This window comes from Massilia haematophila (assembly GCF_042647645.1).
In the GTDB taxonomy this organism is placed as follows: domain Bacteria; phylum Pseudomonadota; class Gammaproteobacteria; order Burkholderiales; family Burkholderiaceae_D; genus Telluria; species Telluria haematophila.
In genome coordinates, this window is the sequence record NZ_JBHRVV010000001.1 from 2,061,931 (window position 1) to 2,086,553 (window position 24,623).

General features: G+C 61.8%; 20 protein-coding genes and 1 pseudogene. 14 read left to right on the plus strand and 7 right to left on the minus strand.

Annotation, left to right across the window (positions count from 1 at the left end):
- The first annotated feature begins 40 nt into the window (after positions 1-40).
- Positions 41-454, plus strand: coding sequence for a MerR family transcriptional regulator (locus ACFOPH_RS09140; protein ID WP_147935921.1), 414 nt, complete (start codon positions 41-43; stop codon positions 452-454).
- Positions 455-555: 101 nt separating this feature from the next.
- Positions 556-1,623 (plus strand): cation transporter, encoded by a 1,068-nt coding sequence (locus ACFOPH_RS09145; RefSeq protein WP_147935970.1) that lies wholly within the window; start codon positions 556-558, stop codon positions 1,621-1,623.
- A gap of 392 nt (positions 1,624-2,015) precedes the next feature.
- Here the strand turns inward: ACFOPH_RS09145 and ACFOPH_RS09150 are convergent, their stop codons facing one another.
- Positions 2,016-4,451: a heavy metal translocating P-type ATPase gene (locus ACFOPH_RS09150; RefSeq protein WP_147935920.1), complete on the minus strand. Its 2,436-nt coding sequence runs from the start codon at positions 4,449-4,451 to the stop codon at positions 2,016-2,018.
- 302 nt (positions 4,452-4,753) lie between these two features.
- On the opposite strand from ACFOPH_RS09150, the gene ACFOPH_RS09155 reads away from it, so the two are divergent.
- The 12 genes and pseudogenes from ACFOPH_RS09155 (at position 4,754) to ACFOPH_RS09210 (ending at position 14,367) form a co-directional block, all read left to right on the plus strand.
- Positions 4,754-5,182, plus strand: a complete 429-nt coding sequence (locus tag ACFOPH_RS09155) for a hypothetical protein (protein WP_147935919.1) — start codon at positions 4,754-4,756, stop codon at positions 5,180-5,182.
- A 495-nt stretch (positions 5,183-5,677) separates the two neighbouring features.
- Positions 5,678-7,093: a TolC family protein gene (locus ACFOPH_RS09160; RefSeq protein WP_312547270.1), complete on the plus strand. Its 1,416-nt coding sequence runs from the start codon at positions 5,678-5,680 to the stop codon at positions 7,091-7,093.
- Between the two features lie 16 nt (positions 7,094-7,109).
- A complete protein-coding gene (locus tag ACFOPH_RS09165) occupies positions 7,110-8,501 on the plus strand; it encodes a multicopper oxidase family protein (RefSeq protein WP_147935917.1) in 1,392 nt (463 codons plus the stop codon).
- Between the two features lie 62 nt (positions 8,502-8,563).
- Positions 8,564-9,004, plus strand: coding sequence for a DUF411 domain-containing protein (locus ACFOPH_RS09170; RefSeq protein ID WP_147935916.1), 441 nt, complete (start codon positions 8,564-8,566; stop codon positions 9,002-9,004).
- A gap of 29 nt (positions 9,005-9,033) precedes the next feature.
- On the plus strand, positions 9,034-9,399 hold the full coding sequence (locus tag ACFOPH_RS09175; protein ID WP_147935915.1) for a copper-binding protein: 366 nt from the start codon (positions 9,034-9,036) through the stop codon (positions 9,397-9,399).
- Between the two features lie 57 nt (positions 9,400-9,456).
- Positions 9,457-9,822 (plus strand): copper homeostasis periplasmic binding protein CopC, encoded by a 366-nt coding sequence (gene copC / locus ACFOPH_RS09180; protein WP_147935914.1) that lies wholly within the window; start codon positions 9,457-9,459, stop codon positions 9,820-9,822.
- Between the two features lies 1 nt (position 9,823).
- Entirely contained in the window at positions 9,824-10,765 is a 942-nt protein-coding gene (locus ACFOPH_RS09185) for a copper resistance D family protein (protein WP_147935913.1), read from the plus strand.
- Positions 10,766-10,791: 26 nt separating this feature from the next.
- Positions 10,792-11,235: a YybH family protein gene (locus ACFOPH_RS09190; RefSeq protein WP_147935912.1), complete on the plus strand. Its 444-nt coding sequence runs from the start codon at positions 10,792-10,794 to the stop codon at positions 11,233-11,235.
- A 162-nt stretch (positions 11,236-11,397) separates the two neighbouring features.
- Positions 11,398-11,613: a hypothetical protein gene (locus tag ACFOPH_RS09195; RefSeq protein ID WP_229493747.1), complete on the plus strand. Its 216-nt coding sequence runs from the start codon at positions 11,398-11,400 to the stop codon at positions 11,611-11,613.
- Positions 11,558-12,708: pseudogene (gene tnpC / locus ACFOPH_RS09200) on the plus strand (IS66 family transposase); the annotation flags it as partial. The gene ACFOPH_RS09195 and the pseudogene tnpC, both read left to right, overlap by 56 nt.
- 390 nt (positions 12,709-13,098) lie before the next feature.
- The gene (locus ACFOPH_RS09205) at positions 13,099-13,719 is read left to right on the plus strand and encodes a c-type cytochrome (RefSeq protein ID WP_312547274.1); all 621 of its coding nucleotides are present in this window, start codon (positions 13,099-13,101) and stop codon (positions 13,717-13,719) included.
- An 84-nt stretch (positions 13,720-13,803) separates the two neighbouring features.
- Positions 13,804-14,367, plus strand: a complete 564-nt coding sequence (locus ACFOPH_RS09210; protein WP_147935910.1) for a DUF305 domain-containing protein — start codon at positions 13,804-13,806, stop codon at positions 14,365-14,367.
- 307 nt (positions 14,368-14,674) lie between these two features.
- On the opposite strand, the gene ACFOPH_RS09215 is transcribed toward ACFOPH_RS09210, so the two are convergent.
- The 6 genes from ACFOPH_RS09215 to ACFOPH_RS09240 all read right to left on the minus strand — a co-directional run bounded on the left by ACFOPH_RS09215 (position 14,675) and on the right by ACFOPH_RS09240 (position 23,786).
- Positions 14,675-16,477: a 2Fe-2S iron-sulfur cluster-binding protein gene (locus ACFOPH_RS09215; RefSeq protein WP_379734864.1), complete on the minus strand. Its 1,803-nt coding sequence runs from the start codon at positions 16,475-16,477 to the stop codon at positions 14,675-14,677.
- Positions 16,474-17,166 (minus strand): PepSY domain-containing protein, encoded by a 693-nt coding sequence (locus tag ACFOPH_RS09220; RefSeq protein WP_147935908.1) that lies wholly within the window; start codon positions 17,164-17,166, stop codon positions 16,474-16,476. The genes ACFOPH_RS09215 and ACFOPH_RS09220 overlap by 4 nt, the downstream gene beginning before the upstream one ends.
- A 102-nt stretch (positions 17,167-17,268) precedes the next feature.
- Positions 17,269-19,977: a TonB-dependent receptor gene (locus ACFOPH_RS09225; RefSeq protein WP_147935907.1), complete on the minus strand. Its 2,709-nt coding sequence runs from the start codon at positions 19,975-19,977 to the stop codon at positions 17,269-17,271.
- Positions 19,978-20,267: 290 nt separating this feature from the next.
- Positions 20,268-20,597: a four-helix bundle copper-binding protein gene (locus ACFOPH_RS09230; protein WP_187271628.1), complete on the minus strand. Its 330-nt coding sequence runs from the start codon at positions 20,595-20,597 to the stop codon at positions 20,268-20,270.
- 85 nt (positions 20,598-20,682) lie between these two features.
- Entirely contained in the window at positions 20,683-21,423 is a 741-nt protein-coding gene (locus ACFOPH_RS09235) for a copper resistance protein B (protein WP_229493742.1), read from the minus strand.
- A 497-nt stretch (positions 21,424-21,920) separates the two neighbouring features.
- Positions 21,921-23,786 carry a copper resistance system multicopper oxidase gene (locus ACFOPH_RS09240; protein ID WP_147935905.1) on the minus strand — a complete coding sequence of 622 codons (1,866 nt, stop codon included), beginning with the start codon at positions 23,784-23,786 and terminating at the stop codon, positions 21,921-21,923.
- Positions 23,787-24,623: the final 837 nt, after the last annotated feature.

Below are 24,623 nucleotides of genomic sequence, written 5' to 3' on the forward strand. Positions count from 1 at the left end.
TGACCTTTATAAACCTTAAAGCCACTTCAAGGTCAAGCACATGTCACATACTTTCACGATAGGTCAGCTGTCCGAAGCAACGCAGACCCCTGCAGCTACCATCCGCTATTACGAAAAAATCGGCTTGCTCGAGTCGCCATCCCGCTCGGGCAGCAACTATCGGCTCTACGGAAGCGAAGATGTGGCCCGGCTGACGTTTGTTCGCCGCGCACGGGAGATCGGTTTCACGATCGATCAGGTACGAAGCCTGCTGGCCTTTTCCGACCAGGGCGATGGTGACTGCTGTGCCGTGACTACGCTGACCGAGCGACATCTGGCGGAGGTTGAGCAAAAGATCAGGGACCTCAACCTGTTGAAGGAACATCTTTCTCGCCTGCTGGCTTCATGCCGCGGCGGGCGAGCTGCCGATTGCCGGATCATTGACGCCCTGACGCCGCCACATGAGGTTTCGTAGATTCCTTGGCTGAAGCAGAGTCAGCCCCGGGAGCACGCTTGACGTTGAAGCTGCTTGAAGGTTTATCCTTGGTGAATCCAGCGACGAAAAGGCTCAGCGAAATGACACAAGATCAAACCAATCCGACGACCCGCCTCGAAACCGAATTGTTTGTTTCCAAAATGGACTGTCCGTCGGAAGAAAATCTGATCCGGATGGCTTTGGGCAAACTCGACGACATCGACAACATCACTTTTGACCTCAATACCCGTACTGTCACTGTGCTGCACGAAGGCAAGGCAGATGAACTTGTCGAGGTGCTGCAACCCTTGCGCCTGGGTGTCGAGCTGCGCGGCTCGCGCCCTGTCGAGCCAAAGGCCGGCAGCCGACGTATGCTGAGTACGCTCGGGATTCCGAAGATGGATTGCCCCTCGGAGGAGAACATGATCCGCATGGCACTGGCGGACGTCGGTGGCATCCAATCCCTTAACTTCGATCTCTCGCAACGGCAGCTCCGTGTTGCGCATACGGGAGAGGTCGCTCCCATCTTGGCCAAGCTCGGGCCGCTGAAACTGGGCGCGCACCTGCTCGGATCCCAACCGGACTCATCCCAAGAGGATCTTGCGGCAGACAAGGCCGGAGATGCGTCGGAAGCGAAGACGCTACGGCTGCTTCTTGTGATCAATGCCATCATGTTCGTGGTAGAGCTGGTGTGGGGATTGATCGCCGAATCGACTGGGCTGATAGCTGATTCCCTTGACATGTTTGCCGACGCTGCCGTGTATGGCTTGGCTCTCTATGCCGTCGGCCGGGCGGCAGCGCTGAAGACGCGCGCGGCACACCTGGCAGGGTGGCTGCAGATGGTCCTCGCGCTGGGTGCGTTGAGCGAGGTAGTACGCCGCGCCTTCTTCGGCAGCGAACCGGAATCCGGACTGATGATGGGTGTGGGCGCCGTAGCACTGGCCGCGAACGTGACTTGCCTGGTGCTGATCGCCAAGAAACGTGATCGTGGGGCGCACATGAAGGCAAGCTACATCTTCTCTGCAAACGATGTTATTGCAAACATCGGGGTGATTGCTGCGGGAGCCCTCGTCACCTGGACCGGCTCTCCCTATCCAGACCTGATTGTCGGTACTGTCATCGGCGTGATCGTATTGACGGGTGCACGTCGAATTCTCAAGCTGAAATAGTAAATGTGGCGCTCCGGGCCACGGGCCCTGGAATTGGTGTCGCATCCGGAGCCCTGGTTTACCTCTTGGCTCGCGCCCGTTTCTTGCTTCTTCGGCCTGCGGATTCCGCGCGTGCAATCTGACGCCTCCGTTGCTGCCGCCGCTGCACTTCCCAGTACACGACACAGCCGAGCGCGACGAGGGCAAAAATGGCGCCGACAAAGGCGACAAGGTCGAGCGTTTCACTTGTGACGACAACATTCATGGTTTATGCGCGAAGAATAAGATAAGCCCCGCGGCGCAGTTCGTCACGAGCACAGCAAGAGCAGCATGCAAATGCAATGGGCCTCTGTTTGCGGAGCCACGCATTTTCGCATACCTCCGGGACAGGCCAGAGACCTGCCCTGCCAGACCTATCCTGTTTCCTTCGTCCCGCCAGCCGTCCCGCGCAGCCGCAATGCGTTCCCGATCACCGATACTGAACTGAGGCTCATCGCCAGGGCGGCGATCATTGGCGACAGCAGCTGCCCGGTGAATGGATACAGAACGCCCGCGGCGAGCGGGATCCCGAGTGCGTTGTAGACAAATGCAAAGCCGAGGTTCTGCCGCATGTTGCGCACGGTCTCGAGCGACAGCAGGCGGGACCTGGCAATCGCGCGCAGGTCGCCTTTGATCAGGGTGACATGGGCAGAGTTGATGGCGACATCCGTACCCGTCCCCATCGCGATGCCGACGTTGGCTTTCGCCAGAGCAGGCGCGTCGTTGATGCCATCGCCAGCCATCGCTACCACTCTCCCCTGCTGTTGCAGCCGCTCTACCAGGGCCAGTTTGTCCTGGGGCTTGACCTCGCCATAAACCTGAGCGATACCCAACTTCGCAGCGACCGCTTGCGCGGTGGTGACACCGTCACCCGTTGCCATCACAACCGTCATCCCCGCGTCCCGAAGCGTTGCCAAAGCTTCCGGGGTAGTCTGCTTGACCGGGTCAGACACCGCGATGAGTCCGACGAGCTTGCCTTGCAACGCCAGGTACATGACGCTTGCGCCCACTTGCCGAAGGTCTTCCGCAGCAGGCTGCAACGGTCGCCAATCGACCTTCTCGATGTCCATGAGCGCGGTATTGCCCAGGGCGACCTGCTGCCCATTGAGCTTTCCTCGAACGCCGATCCCGCTGGAGGACTCGAACGTTTCAGGTTTATCCAGCGCCAGGTTGCGCCGGCGGGCCTCGGCGACGATCGCGTGCGCCAACGGGTGCTCACTGCCCTGGTCGATGCTGGCGGCGATCCGAAGAACGTCTTCCTCCTGGAACCCGGACGCAGCAATGACGCGGTCGAAGGCCGGCCGGCCTTCCGTGAGCGTGCCTGTCTTGTCGACGATGATGGTATCCACCTTGCGCATCGCTTCGATCGCTGCGGCATCCCGGAACAAGACCCCTTGGGTTGCAGCACGGCCTGTAGCCGCCATGATCGACATCGGCGTCGCCAGGCCGAGGGCACAGGGACAGGCGATGATCAGGACGGCGACGGCGTTGACGAACCCGTAGACCCAGCTGGGTTCGGGCCCGAATAGGCCCCAACCGAACAAGGTAAGCAGTGCGATAACGACGACCACGACCACGAAATAGCCGGCCACGACGTCAGCCAGCCGCTGCATGGGCGCCCGCGAGCGCTGCGCCTGCGCCACCATCTGGACGATCTGGGAGAGCATGGTTTGCGAGCCTACGCGTTCGGAGCGAATGACCAGGCTGCCGCTGGCATTGATCGTCGCACCGATGACCTTGTCCCCGGGCCGCTTGGTTACCGGTAGCGGTTCTCCGGTGAGCATCGCTTCGTCGACCGCGCTCTCACCTTCGAGGACCGTGCCATCGACTGGTACCTTCTCCCCCGGCCGCACGCGCAGCAGGTCGCCAATATGAACATGTGAAAGTTCGATATCCTCCTCGGTTCCGTCCGCTCGAATGCGGCGGGCTGTTTTGGGCGCGAGGCCAAGCAGGGATTTGATGGCTGCCGAGGTCTGTGAGCGGGCGCGCAGCTCCAGGATCTGGCCTAGCAGGGTCAACGATACGATCACCGCGGCCGCCTCGTAGTAGACGCCAATACGGCCGTGCTCGGCGAACGTCGCAGGGAACAATCCGGGCGCGAGGGTCGCGACGACGCTGTACCCGTAGGCGGCGCCAACTCCGAGACTGATCAGAGTCCACATGTTGGGGCTGCGGTTCCTGATCGACTGGGCACCGCGCAGGAAGAATGGCCAGCCGGCCCATAGCACGACCGGTGTACTGAGGACGAGCTCAATCCAGCTTTGATATGCCAGCCCACCGCCGGAAATGCGGTGCCCCGCCATGGCAAGCAGGGTGACGGCGATCGTCAACGGCAAGGTCCAGCGAAACCGGCGCCGAAAGTCGGCCAGCTCGGGGTTATCCTCGTCCTCGAGCGAGGGCATCATGGGCTCCAGCGCCATGCCGCACTTCGGGCAGTTCCCAGGCGTGGGCTGCTGGATCTCGGGGTGCATCGGGCAGGTAAAGATCGTTCCCGCAGGCGCTTCAGCCGGCGGTATCTCGTCTCGCTGCAGGTAGGCCGCCGGATCGGCTCGGAACTTGTCCATGCACTTCATGCTGCAGAAGTGATACACGCTGCCTTCGTGCTCGATTCGTCGATCCGACCTGTCCGCGACTTTCATGCCGCATACCGGGTCGGTGTATGGTTTCTCAGCGGAAGCCAGGGTTTGCCCATCTGATGGACCTTCTGGATCGACAGCCGTGCCAGCGCCGATGTGCAAATGGTTAGAATGTGAATGGTGACAATGGCCACCGTGCTGGTGCCCAGGATGCGTGTGCAGCGCGTGTTTCATGGCAGCCCCCACAATAATAAAGTCATGTTCCGGGCGTCCGTAACCCTGGACGCTAGCGCTCTGGCTCGTCTACGACGGCATCGGCGAACGACGCCCGGCAGGACAGCAGGAAATGCCGCTGTCGCTACCAGGCCGCAGACACGATTAATTTTAGACCTTCCCATGGCGGGAAGGTCAAGCGGATTCTCAACCTCCCCTCCGTGCATCGTCATCTCTGCTGGTCGAGGCGATTCCGCCGCGCCTTTAATCATGCTTAAGCCGCATTACTTATCGAAAAGTGGCGTGATATACTCCGCTCGACCATGAACCGCACCTTCAAGACATTCCTGCTCTGGCTGTTGATTGCCGTGCTGCCGCTCCATGCGGTCGCGGGCAGCCTTGGCATGTCTTGCGCGCCGGTTCATCACCAGTCGCAGACACCGGTCGGTATGTCGGTCTCGCATCATGAAGCGATGGCTGACGAGCATGCTCACCACGGCGGGGAGCAATCAAGCCATACGGCTGAGCTATCTTCCGATACAGAACCTTCTGTCCCAGATGTTGAGAAGCAATCGCACGGCTCCTGCAGCGCTTGCTCGTCCTTCTGCCTCGGCGCGGCCGCACCTCCATCGAACGATCTTGCTGTTCCTTCATTCGACGGCTCGGATGCAGCCGTCGCTTCGCCTGCGGCTTTCCTCGCGGGCTTCATCCAGGACGGCCCCCAGCGCCCTCCCCGGCATCAATCCGCTTAATCGAAACAAGAGCTGACCCGGCTGTTTGCAGCCGCCGGTGTTGCGCCTCTTGAGCATCAGCGCGTGCTGAAGCAAGCACCTGAGCACGCCCGTTTCCGATTTTGAGGACTGACAATGAAACTCAAGCTTTGGGTCGCCACTATTGGCGCCCTGCTGGCTGTGCCTGTTTCCGCACTGGCCCAGCAATCCCCGCACGCGCCTGACCCGGCAGATCCGCGCGTTGCCGTTCCGCCTGCACTGTACGAATCCGCCTTCACGAGCGCTTCCCTGCCTCGGCCGCAAGAGAGCGATGTTACGCCCGACAAGGTCTGGCGAACCGCAAACGACACTGTGGCTGGAGGCCCCGGGCATGGCGGGCATGGCGCCGCGCACGGGACCAACCCTGCGCCAGCGAGCAGCGACGCACACGCCGGACATGCGGCGCCGGCACCCGCTGCGAAGCCAGCCGTTCAGCCTGCTGCCGACCACAGCAAACATCACTAAGCCAAGGCACCAATGACAATAAAGCCACCAATTCCTTCACTGCGTGCCATTGCTGCAGGCGTTGCGGTCCTTGTTCTGAGCGGTTGCGCTACCTTCTCGAAGGACGGCGGCCTCGACGCAGTCTCGACTTTGACGGCCGAGCGCACAGGCCAGGACATCCGCCTCTCGAAAGTAACTGGCGAGAGCGAGCCTGCGCAGGCTGAGCTTGCTGAAATGCTGAAGCAACCGCTGTCGGCCGACAGTGCCGTACGTATCGCCCTTCTTAACAATCGGGGCCTGCGCGCCTCGCTCGCCAACCTGGGTGTAGCCGAAGCCGACCTCGTGCAGGCGGGCCGCATGAGCAACCCAAGCTTCAGTTTTGGGCGCATGTCGGGCGGCGGAGAGACCGAGATCGAGCGCAGCGTCATGATCGACCTGGTCGGTCTGGTCACCATTCCACTGCGCCGGGATATCGAATCGCGCCGCTTCCAAAGCGCCAAGCTCGTCGCGGCTACTGAAGCGGTTCGCCTGGCTGCCGACACACGCAAGGCTTACTTCAACGCCGTGGCGGCTGTGCAGGCGGCCCGCTACGCGGAACAGGTTCGCGACGCAGCCCAGGCAAGTGCCGAGCTGGCGCAGCGCATGGCCAAGGTCGGCAACCTCAGCGGCTTGGATCAGGCACGCGAGCAGGTCTTCTCTGCCGAGTCAACAGCGCAGCTCGCCCGAGCCCGCCACAACGCAACGGCGGCGCGCGAGCAGCTCACGCGGCTGATGGGCGTTTGGGGAGCCAACACGGCTTTCCAGCTCCCGGACAAGCTCCCTGAACTGCCGGCAGCTCCGCGCGATGCCGCCAATATCGAGGCGACCGCAATGCAGCAGCGTCTCGACGTGCGCCTGGCCAAGCTGGACACGGAGGCAACGGCGCGCGCCCTGGGTCTGACGAAAGCGACCGGATTCGTCAACGTCCTCGACGCCGGCTACGCCAACGCGAGCAAGTCCGGCTCCCCGCGCGAGAACGGCTACGAGATCGAGCTGGCCCTGCCCATCTTCGACTGGGGCGGCGCACGCACCGCCAAGGCCGAGGCGCTCTACATGCAGTCGGTGCACCGTACGGCCGATACCGCCACCGTCGCCCGCTCGCAGGTGCGCGAAGCCTATTCGGCCTACCGGACCACGTACGACGTCGCCAGGCACTATCGCGACGAAGTCGTCCCACTCCAGAAAAAGATCTCCGAAGAGACCCTGCTTCGCTACAACGGCATGCTGATGAGTGTCTTCGAGCTGCTGGCCGATGCACGCGCCCAGATTACCGGCGTGAACGCTGCCATCGAAGCGCAGCGCGATTACTGGATCGCCGAAACCGATCTGCAGGCTGCCATCAGCGGAAGCGGAGGGTCATCCGTCTCGCTCGCCTCGACCTCGTCTGCCGAAGCAGCCCCCGAACATTAAACAAGGAATTAGCAATATGAGTTCTCGTAGAGATTTCTTTACCGGTGCCGCGGCGCTGGTCGGTGCCGGGCTGGTAAGCCGTGCAGGCGCCGCCACGCTGCCGGAGGCGCCGATCATGACCACCGCTGCGACGCAGCCACCGCTGCTGCCTCCTAACGGCCGCCCGTACAACCCGGTTGTCACCCTGAACGGCTGGTCGCTCCCCTGGCGCATGAACAATGGCGTCAAGGAGTTCCACTTGATTGCCGAGCCGGTGGTGCGTGAGATCGCCCCTGGCATGAAAGCCAACCTGTGGGGCTACAACGGCCAGAGCCCGGGGCCGACCATCGAAGTGGTCGAGGGCGACCGCGTCCGCATTTTTGTCACCAACCGCCTGCCGGAGCACACGAGCATCCACTGGCATGGCCAGCGCCTGCCGAACGGCATGGACGGGGTCACGGGCCTGAACCAGCCCGGCATCCAGCCGGGCAAGACCTTCGTCTACGAGTTCGTGGCACGGCGCCCGGGCACCTTCATGTACCACCCGCATGCGGACGAGATGGTGCAGATGGCGATGGGGATGATGGGCTTCTGGGTGACCCACCCAAAAAATCCGAAGCACCACGCAGTGGACCGGGACTTCGTGTTCCTGCTGAACGCCTACGACATCGAGCCTGGCAGCTATACACCGCGGGTCAACGAGATGCTCGACTTTAATATCTGGACCTTCAACAGCCGCGTCTTCCCGGGCATCGACACAATGAACGTCCGCCAGGGCGACCGCGTGCGCATCCGCACCGGCAACCTGACGATGACGAACCACCCGATCCACTTGCATGGACACGAGTTCGAAGTGACCGGTACCGACGGCGGCTGGACCCGGCCCGAGTCGCGCTGGCCCGAGGTCACGACCGACGTCGCGGTAGGCCAGATGCGCGCCATCGAGTTTGTCGCCGACGAACCGGGCGACTGGGCGTTCCATTGCCACAAGTCGCACCACACGATGAACGCCATGGGACACGACGTCCCGACGCTGATCGGCGTAGACCACCGCGGTGTCGCCGAGAAGATCACCAAGCTGATCCCGGACTACATGGTGATGGGCGACAAAGGCGGCTCCATGGGCGACATGGAGATGCCGATCCCGGAAAACACCCTGCCGATGATGACCGGCCAGGGGCCTTTCGGCGGGGTCGAAATGGGCGGAATGTTCACGGTTCTGAAAGTGCGCAAGGACCAGAAGCCGGGCGACTACAAGGATCCGGGCTGGTACAAGCACCCGGCAGGCACGGTTGCCTACGAGTGGAAGGGAGAGCCGCCGGCTGCCGTGCGCAGCCAGACTGCCGGCGGCCAGGCCATGCCCGCCGTGAAGCCTGCGGACATCGAGGTAACCGTTCGTAAGCCGACTGGCCACCAGGGTCATCACTAACCAGAATACGTCATCAACTCAGGTACCACTCGGGTACCGACCAGGTACGAAAGGACTGTTTCATGAAACGATTATTCAACCAGGTTGCACTCGCAGTTGCGTTATTCACGCCCGTATTTGCGATAGCTGCAGCCCCTGTCATCGAGGTGTTCAAGAGCGAATCGTGCGGGTGCTGCAGCGCCTGGGTAGAACACCTGAAGGCGAATGGTTTTACCGCGCGTGTCGTCAACGTCGAGAACCCATCCGATTACCGCGCACGCGGCGGTATTCCGGACAAGCTCGGCTCCTGCCATACCGGCATGGTTCAGGGCTACGCCATCGAGGGCCATGTGCCTGCCAGCGACATCAAGCGTTTGCTCGCACAAAAACCAAAGGCGAAGGGCCTGGCCGTGCCGGCGATGCCGCTCGGCTCGCCTGGAATGGAAGGGCCGCGCAAGGATCCGTACGACGTCTTGCTGGTACAGGCCAACGGCAGCACCAAGGTTTTCAAGCACTACAACTAACCGACTTTAAACGAACGAAAGGGAACACCATGAACGCATTTTCGAAACTGACCATCGCCATCGCCATGAGCGCCGCCGCTTCCATCGCAACTGCCCAGGAAAGCGGGCACGGTAGCCACGGTTCCCACGACGCGCATGCCGGTCACTCCGGCAGCCAGGCTGCGGCGCCCGCCGAACTGACCGATGGCGAAGTCAAAAAGATCGACAAGGAAGCCGGCAAGATCACGCTGCGTCACGGCGAGCTGAAAAACCTCAACATGGCCGCGATGACCATGGTCTTCCGCGTCAAGGATCCAGCCATGCTCGACCAGGTGAAAGTTGGCAACAAGGTCAAGTTCGCAGCCGATCGCGTCAATGGCGCTGTAACGATCGTCCAGCTGGCCATGGCCCAATAAGCAGACCTATGACCGGCCCCGCAGTCAACGGACTAGGGGCCCCAACTGGAGAATTAAATGAAAGCAAAGAACCTTGTGGTTGCAGCGGTGGCTGCCTTCGGATGTGCCTTCACTTCCGCCGCCCTCGCTCATGCGAAACTTGAGGCATCGATGCCGCAGGCTAATGCCGTGGTTAGCCCGGCTCCAACGCAGGTGCGCCTGCAATTCAATGAGCAGGTGGAGCTGCCGTTCAGCAAAGTCAAGCTGGTCGACGAAAAAGGCGCGGTCGTCGAGCCTTCAAAGAAGGTGCTCGATGCTGCCAACCCAAAAGTACTGGTCGCCACCGTCCCCGCCCTGCATTCGGGCGCATATCGCGTCCAATGGAGTACGGTCACGCGCGATGGACACAAGGTCAAAGGTGAGTTCGCTTTCCGGGTAAAGTGACATGGAATCAGACCTGGCATTGATCCAGCGGGCGGCGACCGTCGTCCTGAACCTGTCGGTCGCCACGCTCGTGGGTGCGGGGGCCGCGTCCCTCTGGCTGTCCAGGGCGAGCTCGCCCTGGGCAACCGGCATGTTGCCCCGCTTGCGCAAGGCGATGCTTGTCGGTTTAGCGGTGGCCATCTCGGCATATGTTGCAACGCTGTGGCTCGAGGCAGCATCCATGGCTGAGGTGCCGATTGCAGAGGCCCTCCCTGCGGTACAGTCCGTCATCACGGCAACACACTACGGCTATGCCTGGATACTTGGTGCTGCAGCACTGATCGTGGCCGGAATCGGTACTGCAGTGGCTTCCGGGAGACGCGGACTCCGACTGGCTTCCATATTGCGGCTCGGTGCGCTGGCACTGTTCCTGTACAGCCGCAGCATCGTCAGCCATGCCGGCGCCGGGGGGGATTTCACCTGGGCAGTCGCAGTCGACTGGGTTCACCTCGTCTTGATCAGTCTCTGGGTGGGCGAAGTGATCGTCGCCGGCTTGATCGTGCTGCGCGCCGAGCCCGACGCTGGACAGGCAAACCGTACTGAGTCTGCGCGCTACGTCGAGGCGCTTTCGACCTCGGCAACCATCGCGTTAATCGGCATCTTCGTCACCGGCATTCTGAGCGCATGGCGTGGACTTGGAAGTCCAGATCAGGTTTTCGGTAATCCATATGGAACCGTGTTGCTCATCAAGGTTGGCCTGGTCTTTGCCGCCGCAGCGCTTGGAGGTATGAATCGCTTCATCGTCATGCCTGGCCTGTTGGCACAGCTCCGCAGAACCGGAGCAACTGACCGAGCTACCACTCACAAGTTCGCGCTTGTCCTTCAGATCGAGGCGGTCATTCTGCTCGCAGTCATCGTGGCAGCCGCCATCTTGAGTTCGACCTCACCGCCAATGGCATCGTGACATATTTCAACCTAAAAGGACTAACAATGAGATTGCAATTCACGGCAGGAGCCCTCCTCGTAGCAACGCTATTCGCATCCTCGGCTAGCAGCCTGGCTGCAACGCCGAAAGAAACCCTGGCGGCATTCCATGCGGCTCTCTCCAGTGGCGACAAGGCAAAGGCAACCAGTCTGCTCGCACCCGAGATCACGATCTATGAATCTGGTTATGTGGAACGCTCGCGTGAAGAATATGCCGGCCACCACCTCGGTGGCGACATGGAGTTCGCGAAGAGCGCGACCCGCAAGGTGTTGAAGCAGACCGAACGCATCGATGGCAAGACGGCGATCGTGTGGGAAGAAACCGAAACAACGGGAACTGCCCGCGGAAAGCCGGTTCACGTGTTTGGCACGGAGACGGCAGTCCTCGAGAAGAATGGGGATCACTGGACGATTGTTCACGTCCACTGGTCGTCACGTAAGGCGAAGTAGTCGGCGCCCGAGCGACCGTGGATTCTACGCCTGGCTTGGCGTCTCGACGCTGGCAGCTTATGGAAGGGATACCATGCCAAGCTGTCCGCCAGGCGTCGTGTCGCTTGGAGTAACGTGGAAATGAATGTGTAGACCTGCAGTGGTCCGCGTAAACTTCGACACATGCTCAACGCCGTCTTCCTGCCCGACGATATCGCTGCCTTGCAAGCCATGCTGCGGGCAAGCGAAGTCCGGGCGGCACAAAGCGTAGCTCGTGCGGCGCATCTGGGCGCCGAGCTGTCGACGCGCACCGCCGAGATCGAGCATCTGAAGCTGGTGCTGGCCAAGCTGCGGCGGCAACTTGAAACACCTGGGCGAAGACGTGTCGACGCAGCTTGAATACGTGCCAGCCGGCTTCCGCGTAATTCGCCATGTACGTCCCACACTGGCCTGCGCCTGCTGCGATGCGATCGTACAGGCGCCGGTGGCCTGCCGGGCCATCGAGTGCGGCCTGGCCGGCCCTGGCTTGCTGACCCACGTGCTGGTGGCGTAGTTTGCCGACCATCTGCCGCTGTACCGCCAAAGCGTGATCTACGCCTCGCGAAGGGGTCGAGCTCGAACGCAGCCTATTGGCCAGCCGGGTCGGCGCCGCTGGCACGCTGCTGCGTCCCCTGGTCGATACACTGCGCCGCCACGTCTTCGCCGCAACGAAACTGCATGCTGACACGCCGCTGCCGGTGCTCGCTCCAGGCAACGGCAAGACCCGCACGGCGCGCCTGTAACCCTATGTGCGCGACGACCGCACCAGCGGCGATGCTGACCCGCCAGCGGTGTGGTTCGCTTACTCGCCCGGCCGCAAGGAAGAGCATCCGCAAGGTCACCTGGCCGATTCCACGGCGTGCTCCAGGCCGATGCCTATACCGGCTTCAATGCCGTGTACGACACTGGCCGCGTCCGCGAAGCTGCGTGCTGGGCACACGCACGCCGCAAATTTATGACTCGCACGTGGCACGGCTGAGATCGCTCATCACCGAGGCGCTGCGCCGGATCGGCGAGCTGATGCCGTCGAGGAGAATACCCGAGACAAGCCGCCGGACGAACGACGTGCCGCACGCCAGTTGCACGCGAAACCGCTGCTCGACCACCTGGAACGCTTCCTGCACGTCACACTCTCAACGCTGTCGCATAAATCCGATACGGCAGCGACAATCCTCTATGCCCTCAAGCTCTGGCCGGCGCTCACCCGGTATGTCGACGGTGGCCACATCGAGATCGCCAACTCGGCCGCCGAGCGGGCGCTACGCGTGTCGCGCTGGCCGGCGCAACTTCCTGTTTGCCGACGCCGACAGCGGCGGCGAACGCGCCGCTGCCATATATGGGCTGATTGGTACGTCCAAGCTGAACGGGATCGACCCCGAAGCCTGGGTGCGTCATGTGCTGACGCATATCGCCGATCATCCTGTCAATCGGGTCGGCGACTTCCTGCCCTGGAACTGCGTCGCCATGCCCGCCGGCTGCCCTCCGCTTCCCAGCGGCGTAGAAAGCCTCATCGCAATTTTGCTCTCGATGCTCGAGACGGCGCTTAGAGGACGATTATGCACAATGCGCAAGACGCAAAATGTCATTCGCGAACAGTGCGGCCTGGGTGCAGAAGTTCTGTTAAGGTTGCCATTACCGCAACAATGTGCAGTGCGCGGCCCCGATGCCTGTTTTCTGAACAGGCGCCGCGCTTCGGACGGCAGCCGATACTGTGCGGGGAAGCGGACACGCATCCGCGACCTCAAGGCATTCCACAACTTCGATATGACCAGATGCGACGGTCTGGACGTATGGGCGCGCCTGCTATTGGTTCGACCTCCCAAGAAAATTGCCTAGGAGAGAAGAATGAAAGCTTCTGGTAAGGAAATTTTGACGACTTCCCTTGTCACAATCGCAGTCCTGGTCGTTGTTGCTGCCGCCGTCCTATGGTCGGGTGCCTATAGTTTTGCAGCAGACGTGCGCCACTCAAGGTCAGTGCTTTCCATGATCGAGTTTGCCCGCGATCGTTCAATAAGCGTCCGTGCCGATGACATCAAGGTGCCGCCACTTGGAGAGCAGGAGCTGGTCACCAAGGGGGCGGGTAATTATGAGGCGATGTGTGCGCAGTGTCACCAAGCACCGGGAAAAGGGCCTACGGAACTCAGTCGGGGCCTATATCCGTCGCCGCCTAACTTGGTGCGCCATCCCGTCGAGCCGGCCGCTGCGTTCTGGATCATCAAGCATGGTATCAAGGCGTCCGGCATGCCGGCATGGGGAAAAAGCATGCAGGACCGCGATATCTGGAGCCTGGTGGCCTTCTTGCAGAGGCTTCCGTCGATGGACCAGGCTGCGTATCGTAAGCTTGTCGAGCAAAGCGGTGGGCATTCGCATGGAAGCGCGTCGAGCGCTCGGCGCGACGACGGTTCGGCGATGCAAGGTGCCGGACATGGGCCGAATGAACAGAGCGAAGGCGTGCATGCGCATTAAACGACGCGGCATCGAGCTGGCCGGGCCGGGCCCGGCCGCCAGGATTACAGCAAATCAGGAATCACATTGACATCAGGAGGCTTTATGGACAAGCAAGGGCACGATATGCACATGGGAATGGGTTGGGGAAAATTTGCGGCAATGATCGTCACCTCAGTGGTCATCATGTTCTTCCTGATGTATCAGCTGGTGTACGTGTTCGATCATGTCTTTTTCGCCGTCAACCGGCTGGTCGCGTCTCTGGTGATGGGCTGTGTCATGACCGTCGTGATGCTGGGTTTTATGTGGTCGATGTACAAAGGCACACGTACCAAAATCACGGTCGTGGTGGCGGCGGCTATCGCAGGCATTGCATTGCTTGCTGCGAATCGGGGCCAGGTTTTCATCGATGATGTGAAGTTCATGAAGTCGATGATTCCCCACCATTCGATTGCCATCAACAACGCTCGCAAGGCAAGCATCAGCGACCCGCGCGTGCGCAAGCTGGCGGACAGCATCATTGCTTCCCAAGTCAGGGAGATCGCTGAAATGAAATTGCTCATCCAGGATATCGAGAGCAAGGGAAAGCGTGGCAACACCGTGCTGCCCGCCCGCTCCACCGAGCTGACACCCGACATGGAGCGGCAAATCAGGGAAGATGTGCAATAGGGCGCAGGCGTTCATGCAGGTCCGGCCAGATGGCAGGTTTGTCAGATCAGCGCGACACCACTGCTCGACGATCTGGATCGATGGCTGGGCGCCTCACTCAAGTAATTCTCGCGCAAGTCCGATTCCGCCGCACCGCTCCACTATTTCATGGTGACGCCCCCCTCGGTCCAAGTGGTTGCTCGCCACATCCACTTTGGCGCATGGATGCCGTTACCGGTGGGGGCGTCCATCCTATTGCTCTTAAGCCGTTGTGTCCCTATTGGGGATGATGCGACGGTTTTAAGATAGGCACAGTCAACACGAACACTCAAATTTTGAAGTCGTCGTAGGCCACTCGTGCGTCTTCGACGCCTAGTCCTCGAAGCATTTCACGAGTCGCAGAAAGCATCGCCGGCGGACCGCAGACATAAAATTCCAGCGAATCTACATTCGGGTGCGTGCGCAAAAGACCCGTCAGCACCGCCTCGTGCACTAGTCCATTCTGGATGCCAGGCTCGTCGCTTTCTCCCGACAACACCAGATTCCAATCGAAGTTCGGATACTTCAAAGCGAACTCCCGCATCTCTTCCACATAAGGAGCATCGCGGCGGCTGCGTGCGCCGTACCAGAAGTGCAGTGGCTCCGTTGCGCCCTTTGCCAGCAGCTCATGGATCATTGCGCGCAACGGCGCCATGCCGGCACCACCACCAATGAACACCTTCTCGCGCGCGCCTTCCTTGAGGGCGAAGTCACCAAACGGGCCGCTGAAATGGACTTCATCGCCGACCTTCAGCGTGTACATGTAACCCGATCCCCTGCCCGGCTTCGGACCAGGTACGAAGCGGACCAGGAAAGTCAGTTGCCCGTCGCAGCGCTCGAGCGGCACTGCCACCGAATACGAACGGCGAACCGGCGCATCGTTCGCGAGCGCTGCCAGAGTGCCCACTGTCCGCCAGTCCTCATGATGGTCCTCGGGAATCTCGAGATGGGTGGCATCGCGCTCATACACGGGAACATGGACCTGGACGTATGCCCCCGGACGACACGCGACCGGCGCGTTCGGGCGCACCGTTATCTCACGCAGGAAGGGCGACAGGGGTTTGACGCTGGTGACGACCCCTGCCCGCTCGTCGGCCAGGGCCGTGGCATCCCCAACGTCGATGTCGAGGCTGCGCTTCACTGGCAGGTTGCAGGCCAGACGGTAACCCGCCTCGAGTTTAGCGGGCGACAGCAGCGCGCGGTCGGCGCCTGTCGGTGCGGGTACATTTCCGACGCACCGGACTTCGCACAGGCCACAGCTTTGTCCGCCGCCGCAATTGGACGGCAACTGCAGGCCGGAACGGGCAAGCGCCTGGAACACCGTGTCGCCCTGTACAGCATCGATCGAACGCTGCGGCCTCCCGCTAGTGGCGACCAGGTTCACGGTCCGGCTTCGACGCCAGCGGCTGGGGATGAACTCTGCCAGGCGGACGCTCACGAACAGCAGCCATACGCCCGTCAAGGCCATCCACAAGCCGCCGATCGCGCTCGCGACCAGCAAGGGATTGTTGAAGTTTGTCCGCTCGCTGTAATCCATGATGTGGAGCATCCAGAACAGGTCGAAGAGGCGCCAGGTACTGTTCCGATGTTCGAGCACGGCGCCCGACCTGCTCGACACATAGACCGACGTCTCGTCGGCATCATCGAAGTCGATGCGCCAGACCGGTTCCTTATGGCTGCGGGCTTCCAGCGTATACGAAAGAAGCCGAGGCGCGCCGGCTTTGCCGGGGCCGGAGTAAGACGCCCACGCGATCTTTGCGGCGAGCTGTGCGTCGACTACGATGGCGGCTCCGTCGCTCGCGCTCACCAGCCAGCTGCGCTTGTCGTTTTGCAGGCGGTAGACCGGCTGGTCGAGCACCCAGCCTGAACCGATGGTCATGATGTTTTCTTTGGTGGCAGCCAGCACCGCGTCCGTGCTCATGACATCGCGCGGCCATGCCGGCGGCGCCGGCGGCTTGACGCGAAATTCGCGTCCGGCGACTTTGTCCGCCTCGAGCAGGCTCATCATGACCCCGCTGGACATCCACAGGACGAACTGAATCGCCAGGATCAGTCCCACCCACTTGTGGAGGCGTCGCATCCAGTGACTCATACCGCCTTCCTCCGCGTGAAACTGTAGAAGAGCAGCCAGGCTCCACTCAGCGCGAACGCCAGCCCGGAGATCGAGGCGACGCGCAGGAGCGTGTTGTTCACGTTCTCTCGTTCTTCATAGTCCATGATGTGGAACATCCACAGGAAATCGAACCACCTCCAGAGTTCATGGCGCCGCGCGACGAGGTCACCGGTAAAAGGCGAAAAATACAGCGTCGTCTTGCCCGGCTCGTCGTAATGGACCGCCCACAGGGGCACAGGTCGTGCACCGACTTCCTGGGGTGCCTTGGTGACCCACTCCACGCCGCGGATGCTGCCTTCGCCGACATAGGCCGCATCGGCGAGCGCGACGATGTCCTCCCGGCCGAGCGGGCTGAGCTTTTTGCCGTCGGCGGCGTCCACCAGGGTGGTCTGCTGGCCCTGCTTGATTTCATAGGCTTCCTTCCCGAGCAGGCTCTTCATGCGGAGGGAGGTAATGCCAGGGTAGAGCTCGTGCAGGCGTGCCTGCGTGATGCGGGTTGCCGACGGGTTGAGCCGTTCAGTGGGGACGTGCGCCAGATGGTCGCCGTGGACGACCTCGAGCGGGACGACGACCATGTACAGGCCACTGATCATCCAGAGCAGTGCCTGCACCCCAATGACAAGTCCGATCCATTTATGGGCGCGTCGCACCCAGAAGGCTAATTGCATAGTGTTCGTGTTTGAGTTGTGTTACCCGGCAGGGCAGACTGTCCACCGCGCGGCCGCCGCGCATTATGCACGCGCAGCGGCCTGCGTGGTGTCACCCAGTGCCTAGAACTTGTAGCCGAGGCGAACGTGCCAGCGGCGGCCAAGCAGGTCGTAGGTCATCGTGTCGGTGTTTCCGTCTGTCCAGCTCTGGATATACGGAGGGCGCTTGTCGAACAGGTTGTCGATGCCGACCGACAGGGCAATCGCCTTATTGAATGCATATTTCAGGCTGGCGTTGTGGTAGGCGATGCTCGGCGCGCGGGAGCCGATATCGCTTGGGGCAGCGTTGATGTCGTCAGCCTTGCCGATGTACTGGACCGTGTAAGACCCCGACCACGGGCCGTTCGACGTGGTCAAGGACGCTGTCGACCGCCATTTAGCGTAGCTGCCGCGGCCGCCAGTTATCTTGCCGGCATACTCGATGACCTCGCCGCCAGGGAACGGCGTCACGTCGAACTCGCTAAGACGGGAAACGTCCGCCGTAACTGACGACGACCACCCGAACAGGTTGAAGTCATACATGGCGCCAAGGTCAATCCCGGCGACGCGCTGCTGTGCCGCATTCTCGGGCTGGGACGACAGGAAGTTGATTTCACCCGTACGCGGATCGCGCGTAAAGCTCTGCGGCCCGCAGAAGATGTGTGCCAGCCCCGGGGAGTTGTAGCAGACCGAGAGTTTGGTCGAGCCGGGGACGGTTTCGATCGCGTTGTTGATCTTGATATTGAAATAGTCGAGCGTCAGGGTCAATGCCTTGGACGGCGTCCAGACGGCGCCGACGGTGAACGTGTCCGCCTCTTCCGGTTTCAGGTTCTGGTTGCCACCGCCTGTCGTCAGGATCGACGGTCCGAATTGCCTGAATCCGGCAGGCAGGCCGGACGCCTGGCAGTTCTTGTAGACCGCGGAGTTCGCATCTAACGTATTCCAGTTGTTGCATGGATCGGTCGTCGTCAGGTTACCCTCGGAGACACCGCCGAAGAGTTCAGGGACATTCGGCACGCGGAATGCGGTCGAGCGGTTAGCGCGCATTTTCAACGTCGGGATGACCTGCCAGTCGAGACCGAGCTTGTAGGTGGCCTGCGACCCGAACAGGCTGTAGTCGGAGTACCGCGCCGCGGCGTTCAGGGTCAGGGAATCGACCAGGGGCAGCTTGGCCAGCAAGGGGACGGCCAGCTCTGCGAAGACCTCGCGCGCGCTGTACTCGCCGGCGATCGCATCCTGGGCAGGCGTATTGGCGGCGCCCGACACGATCAGGGCGTCCGGGTCACGCCATCCGCGCTCCTGCCGGTACTCGAAGCCGGATGCAAAACCGACCGGCCCCGCTGGCAACGAGAACACCTCGCCACTGATGCTTGCATTGAAGCTCTTCTGGTCGTTCCCACCATGGTCGCGGGTCGTAAAGTGGATGTATTCGAGCACCGCCGGGCTGAGGTTGCCGTAGCCAAGATAGTTGCCGCATGGGGCTGCGGCCGGCCCCCTGCCGCAGGTTGCGGCGTTGAGGGTCGCGTCGACGCGATCGAGGTTGATGATGTTCGTCATCCCGTCAACGCCGGTGTTTCGTCCCCAGTTGATGGACGCGGACCAGTCCCATTTCTCTCCGATCTCACCCTTCAGGCCGGCAAGCACCCGGAAGGTGTTCGTCTCCTGGAAGAAGTAGCGCGGGCCAACTTCGGCCACGCGGCGGCGCTCCAGCGTCAGGTTCTGCCCGGTCGGATTGGTGGGATGGTTTGCAGCGATTTCAATCGGCCGATAAACACCAATCGCGCCGGGCGTTGCAAGCTGCCTGGACTGGCGGTTGGTGAACATGAGCTCAGTGAACAGGTCGACCTTGTCGTTCAAGCGCACGTTGCCGAAGGCGCTGGCGCCGACGCGCTTGATCGGGTTCACCGCATTGAGGAACGGGTTGCTGTTATAGGCGTGCCTGGCCGCGCTGTAGGCCTCGAAACCGCGCGGATTGCCGCTGGGGTCCTGGTTGAAGTTCACCCGGCGGCCATCCGCCAGCCGCGCACGCCCGCCGATGGTGGACGAACTGCCCGAACACACCAGCTCTCCCTCGTCCTCGAAAAGTGAGCAAGGCGCGCGCGAGGCAAGGTTGACCGCTTCGCTCTCGGAATAGTTCAGGGATGCCATCAGCGAACCGCGCTCGCTCCTGGTTCCCCAGACGACGTCCGCCGACTTCTCGGCGCCGTCGCCGCGCTCGGTCTTCCCGTAGCGCACCGAGGCTTCGACGCCGTCGAAGGCCTTTTTGGTGATGATGTTGACGACGCCGGCCACCGCATCGGCGCCGTAGATGGCCGAGGCGCCGTCTTTCAGGACCTCGATCCGTTCGATCATCGCCACCGGAATCATGTTCAGGTCGACCGAGCTGTTCGCCCCCGTCCCGCCGGACACGACCCGGCGCCCGTTCAGGAGTACCAATGTCCGGTCGATTCCCAGGCCGCGCAGGTTGACCTGGGTGGTGCCGTAGCCGTTGCTGGTCCAGTACGCACTGGTCTGGCTGCCCGCCGTGCCGGCAGAGGACGGAAGCCGCTGCAAAAGTGTTTCGATCGAGATCGCACCGGAGCGCTGGATGGTTTCCGCATCGATCACGGTGACGGGACCCACCCCGGAGACTTGTTCCTGCCGTAGGTTGATACGGCTCCCGGTGACCTGGACGCGCTGCATTCCTGCCGGTTCAGCGGTATCGCCTGTGGCTGGCTGTTGTGCATATGCGCTCTGCTGCAGAACAATCATTGCAAGCGCGGCAGTCGTTCTTGGGACGTACTTGTAAGCCATTTACCCTCCGGGTTTATTTTTGTAGGAGCTATTGAACTGAAGCTGACACATTTCCGAGGCTGCGGGACCAAGCCGGAGCGGGAGAACCGACAGCCAACATGTCTATACATATTGCCGCCTTTCCAATGTAGCCAGAAGTCTACACGTTGGCAATAAAAATGTGTTTTTACAACACCCGGCCATACAAGATTCTTTTGCGCGCAAAAAGGCCGACGCATATTCGCGTCATGCATTAGTGTGAAGAAGCGCTTAACGACTGCCCAGGACAGCGGCAGTCGCCTCGCTTCAACTCAAGCGGATGCCATCTGACGGCACTCGGCGGCACACTTGCGGCATGCGGCAGCGCATTCCTGGCAATGCTGCATTTGATGCTTGCCGCACTCTTCCGCACACATGTCACAAAGCGACACGCACGCCTCGCAAACAAGCTTTGCAGCTTCGCTGCCCCTTGCCATCATTGCCGCAGCCAACCGGCACAGCTGCGCGCAATCGATGTCCAGGGCGATACAGCGCGCCATCATCTTTACGTCATCCTCCTGCAGACACGCTGCCGCACACATGTCGCATGCGTTAGCACAATCGTTGCACGCTTCAATACAGCTCTCGTAGTGTTGATGCATGATGCTCTCCTAAAAAAAGTTGGTTTCAGTGTCGCCCACAGGACATCCCTTTCCCTGGGCTGCTAACGCCTCACCCTATATAGACTCAAAACCACAGCCGCAGTCCAGCTACTGCCTGCGTCTGGCTACGTTGGCCGCCGCGCAAACGCGTGTAGTCGGCGGTTTCCCCGAACTGCCGGCCCCAGGTAACACCGATGTAAGGCGCAAATTTGCGCGTTATTTCGTACCGAAGTCGCAGTCCGAAGCCGAGATCGGAAAGGCCTTTTCCAGTGCCCCGCTCGGGATCGGCCCGGCTGTACAGGTTTGCACCCAACTCTGGTTCGAGAATCACCCTGGAAGTGAACAAGATCTCGTACTTCACCGCAAAGCGCGCCGCAAGCTCGCCTCCGGACCGCCAGTACGCTGTCGCCTCGGTCTCGAACCAGTACGGCGCGAGGCCCTGCACCCCGAAGGCGAGCCAGTCCCTTCCGCCGCCTTCGCCGGCGTCGTGCCGTATGCCCAGCTGGGTGCTCCAGAACGGCGCGAATGCGCGGTCCCAGAGCAGTTCGGTACGGGCCGCTTCGAGCGCCCCGCCGCGGCGCTCGCCTTCGAGCTTCACCCAAGCCTTGTTGTAGTCGTTGCCGTACCACGCCTCGACTTCCAGGTTTTGGCCGCGTTCGCCATCGCCTTTCGCCACCTCAGCCTTGTCGACCAGCACTTTCCCGAACGGGGCGTTGTCGTGCATCTCGTGGTTGCCGAAATTGGCGTGCCGCGCCCCTTCGTTGTAGGCGTTCGGATCGCGCGCATCTGGAGGAGGCTTACCTCCCTGCATCGGTCCCATCATCATGCCGTGCCCACCCATGGGCGCAGCATTCGCCGCTGGAGCCGGTTGCCCAGTCTGGCCAGCACTGGCACCATGCCCCATCGCCGAGTGATCCATGCCAGGCATGTGGACGGGGGCGGCACTGGGCTTGGCGGCCGGCGCACTTTGTGGCTGCGTACCGTGGCCTGCATGCCCGGCATCGTGTGTTTGGGGTTCCACTTTCTGGACTGAGGTTATCGCCTGCGGCGCCGGGGCCGGGCTCCCGTGACCGGCGTGACCAGCTTCTACGGCTTTTGGTGACGCCGGGGCGGTGGGCGCCTGCTGCGATGGCGTTGCACTCGATTGCGCCGGTGGTGCGTGCCCCATCTTCGAATGGTCCATCGTCGACATGTCCTGTCCCGTGACAGGCTGGGACGGCTGGTGGTGTTGTCCCGATGGCGGCGTAGTCTGCGCCATTGCATTCGCTGACAGTAGACCAGCCAGGACAAGGACGGCGGGCATTGACTTCATCGTAGGAGTCCTCATGATACGACCACCTCCCTGAACATTCCGGCTTCCATGTGGTACATCAGGTGACAGTGGAAGGCCCAGTGGCCACGTGCGTCGGCCGTGACGCGGTAAGCGATCCGTTGGGCCGGCTGCACGTTGATCGTGTGCTTCCGGACCTGGAACTCGCCGTTTTCGGACTCCAGGTCGCTCCACATGCCATGCAGATGAATCGGGTGATTCATCATCGTGTCGTTGACGAGGACGATGCGCAGCCGTTCGCCATACCGGAAATGGATCGGCAGAGCCTCGGAGAATTTCTGGCCGTCGAACGACCACATGAACCGCTCCATGTTGCCGGTAAGGTGAAGCTCGATCTCGCGTGTCGGCTCCCGTGGATCGACCGTCCCGCCTACCGTCCGCAAGTCTGCATAGGTCAGGACACGGCGGCCATTTCCGCGCAGGTTGACGCCCGGGTCATCGAGGTTGGTGCGCGGCATATCGACGTGCATGTCGACGCCTGGTCCATATTCCGTGCGGGCATGGGTGACCTTGGGAGGCTGGACAGGCTTGGCGGGCGAGGACATCTGCGCGTGCGCGGCATGAGCGTCAGCTGGGGCAGCGGCTTGTTGCGTATGACCCTGATGGGATGACGCGGCGGCCGCTCGCGCGGGGGATGACGAGCCGCCGCCCGTCGCCTGTGCATCCGTTCCATGCCCGCCATGCCCACCGCCGTGCATGCCAGACATGGTCATCGCACCCATCATGTCCGTCATGGTCAGCCACTGCGCTTCGTCCACGGCAGGAACAGGAGCCTGCATGCCCGCTCGTGGCGCGAGCGTCGCGCGCACGAACCCCGAACGTCCTATCGACTGAGCGAACACCGTGTACGCCTTTTCTTCGCTCGGTTCGACAATGACATCGTAGGTTTCCGCGACCGAGATGCGTATCTCGTCTACGGTGACGGGCTCCACATCCTGGCCATCGGCAGAGATGACCGTCATCTTCAGGCCCGGGATACGTAGGTCGAAGATGGTCGTCGCCGCGCCGTTGATCAAACGCAGGCGGACCTTCTCGCCCGGGCGGAACAGGCCGGTCCAGTTCATCTCCGCCGTGGCGCCGTTGATCAGGTACCGAAGCGCTCCGCTGATGTTCCTGCTTGCCGTCACATCGCTGAAGTCGTTGGGCATCATGCGCATCTGGTTCCACATCTTGCGCTTGTCGACCGCTGCGGAAAACCCCATCGTTTGCACGTCACGCACGAATTCGCCGAAGGTCGGCTGCTTGTTGTTGAAGAAGTCGCTCATCTTCTTCAGGTTCGCCAGCACACGCTCGGGCTTCTCGTCGGTCCAGTCCGAAAGCATCACCACGTAGTCGCGGTCTGCAGCTACGCGCTCCCCTCCCTTCGGGATCACGACGATCGGACCGTACAGGCCGGTCTGCTCCTGGAACGCGGAGTGACTGTGGTACCAATAGGTGCCGCTCTGCTTGACGTCAAACCGGTACGTGAACGTCTGGCCGGGCTCGATGCCGGCGAAACTCAGTCCCGGCACACCATCCATCTCGGCTGGGAGGAGGATGCCGTGCCAGTGGATCGAACTGACCGTTGGGAGCCGGTTGGTGACCCGGATCGTCACGGTGTCGCCTTCGGTCCAGTAGAGCGTCGGCGCAGGAAGCTGGCCATTGACCACCGTGGCAATGCGGTCGGCGCCGGTGAAGTTAACAGCTGCGGGCCCGATCTCCAGGTCGAAATTGCTGCCGCGCAGGACCCGGCGGTCCTCCTGGGCAGCGAACAGTGCGCCCGGACTCAAACCTGCAAGCCCAGCCACAGCACCGAGGCCCTGCAGGAAGCGGCGGCGCCAACTGCTGACGCCCGCTTCAGATACATCTACATACTTCATATGGTCCTCCGATACGAATTGAAAGTTCTGGCGCAGCGGGTGCCAGACCAATGCCTACGCTCCCGGCGCGTGCGCAGGCCAGGTTCGCAGCCGACTCGGCAGGCACCGCGCGCTGCTGGTGGAACAAAGCCGCAGGGCCGCGCGCCGCCCTATGGGTCAAGGACGCACAGGCGCGCAGCAAGGGCTGAGCAGCAGGTTCAGGAAACGTTCGCCGGCACTAGCCGCGAAGAGTCGTCACGCCCGGTTGGCGTGAGAAGACGAGGTGGGCGTTCGATGCGGGCGGGGATATGCCCGGTAAAAGAGGATGGGGAGAGTTGCTGAAGTCCGTTGGCCGGTTCTTCCACTGCGGTCACAAGGGCCACGGGGGGCGGCGCGCATGCGCCAATGCTGCAGCCCGCGCAGGTACCACAACTGGACCGCTCATGCGCATCCGTGCTTGTAGACGCGCAGTCTCCATCAGGTGAAGAAGCGCCCTGCGCCGCCGCGGCGACATGTTCGTGAGTGACCGCCTGACTGCCGGCGTCTGCGGCGGCAACCGCCAATGGCGCATCCGGCTCGGTACTGGAGACGACTGAAGCATGGTGAGACATGCCGCACGCGAACCTCGCTACTCCCGCAATGCCCTGCACTGGTAAGGAAACGATTAGTAGGCACAAGAAAAATGATCGTAGCCTGCTGCACATATGGACAATGTAGCATGCTTGCAGCGACAAGCGCACACACTAGAAAGTTGAAACGAACTTGATGCAGACACCCGGCTCTGTACGGTGCTGCGCGCAGCGCGGCAGATTGTCATGTCCGGACGCGATGACATGCCAGAGCCGCGACCGCGGCTGC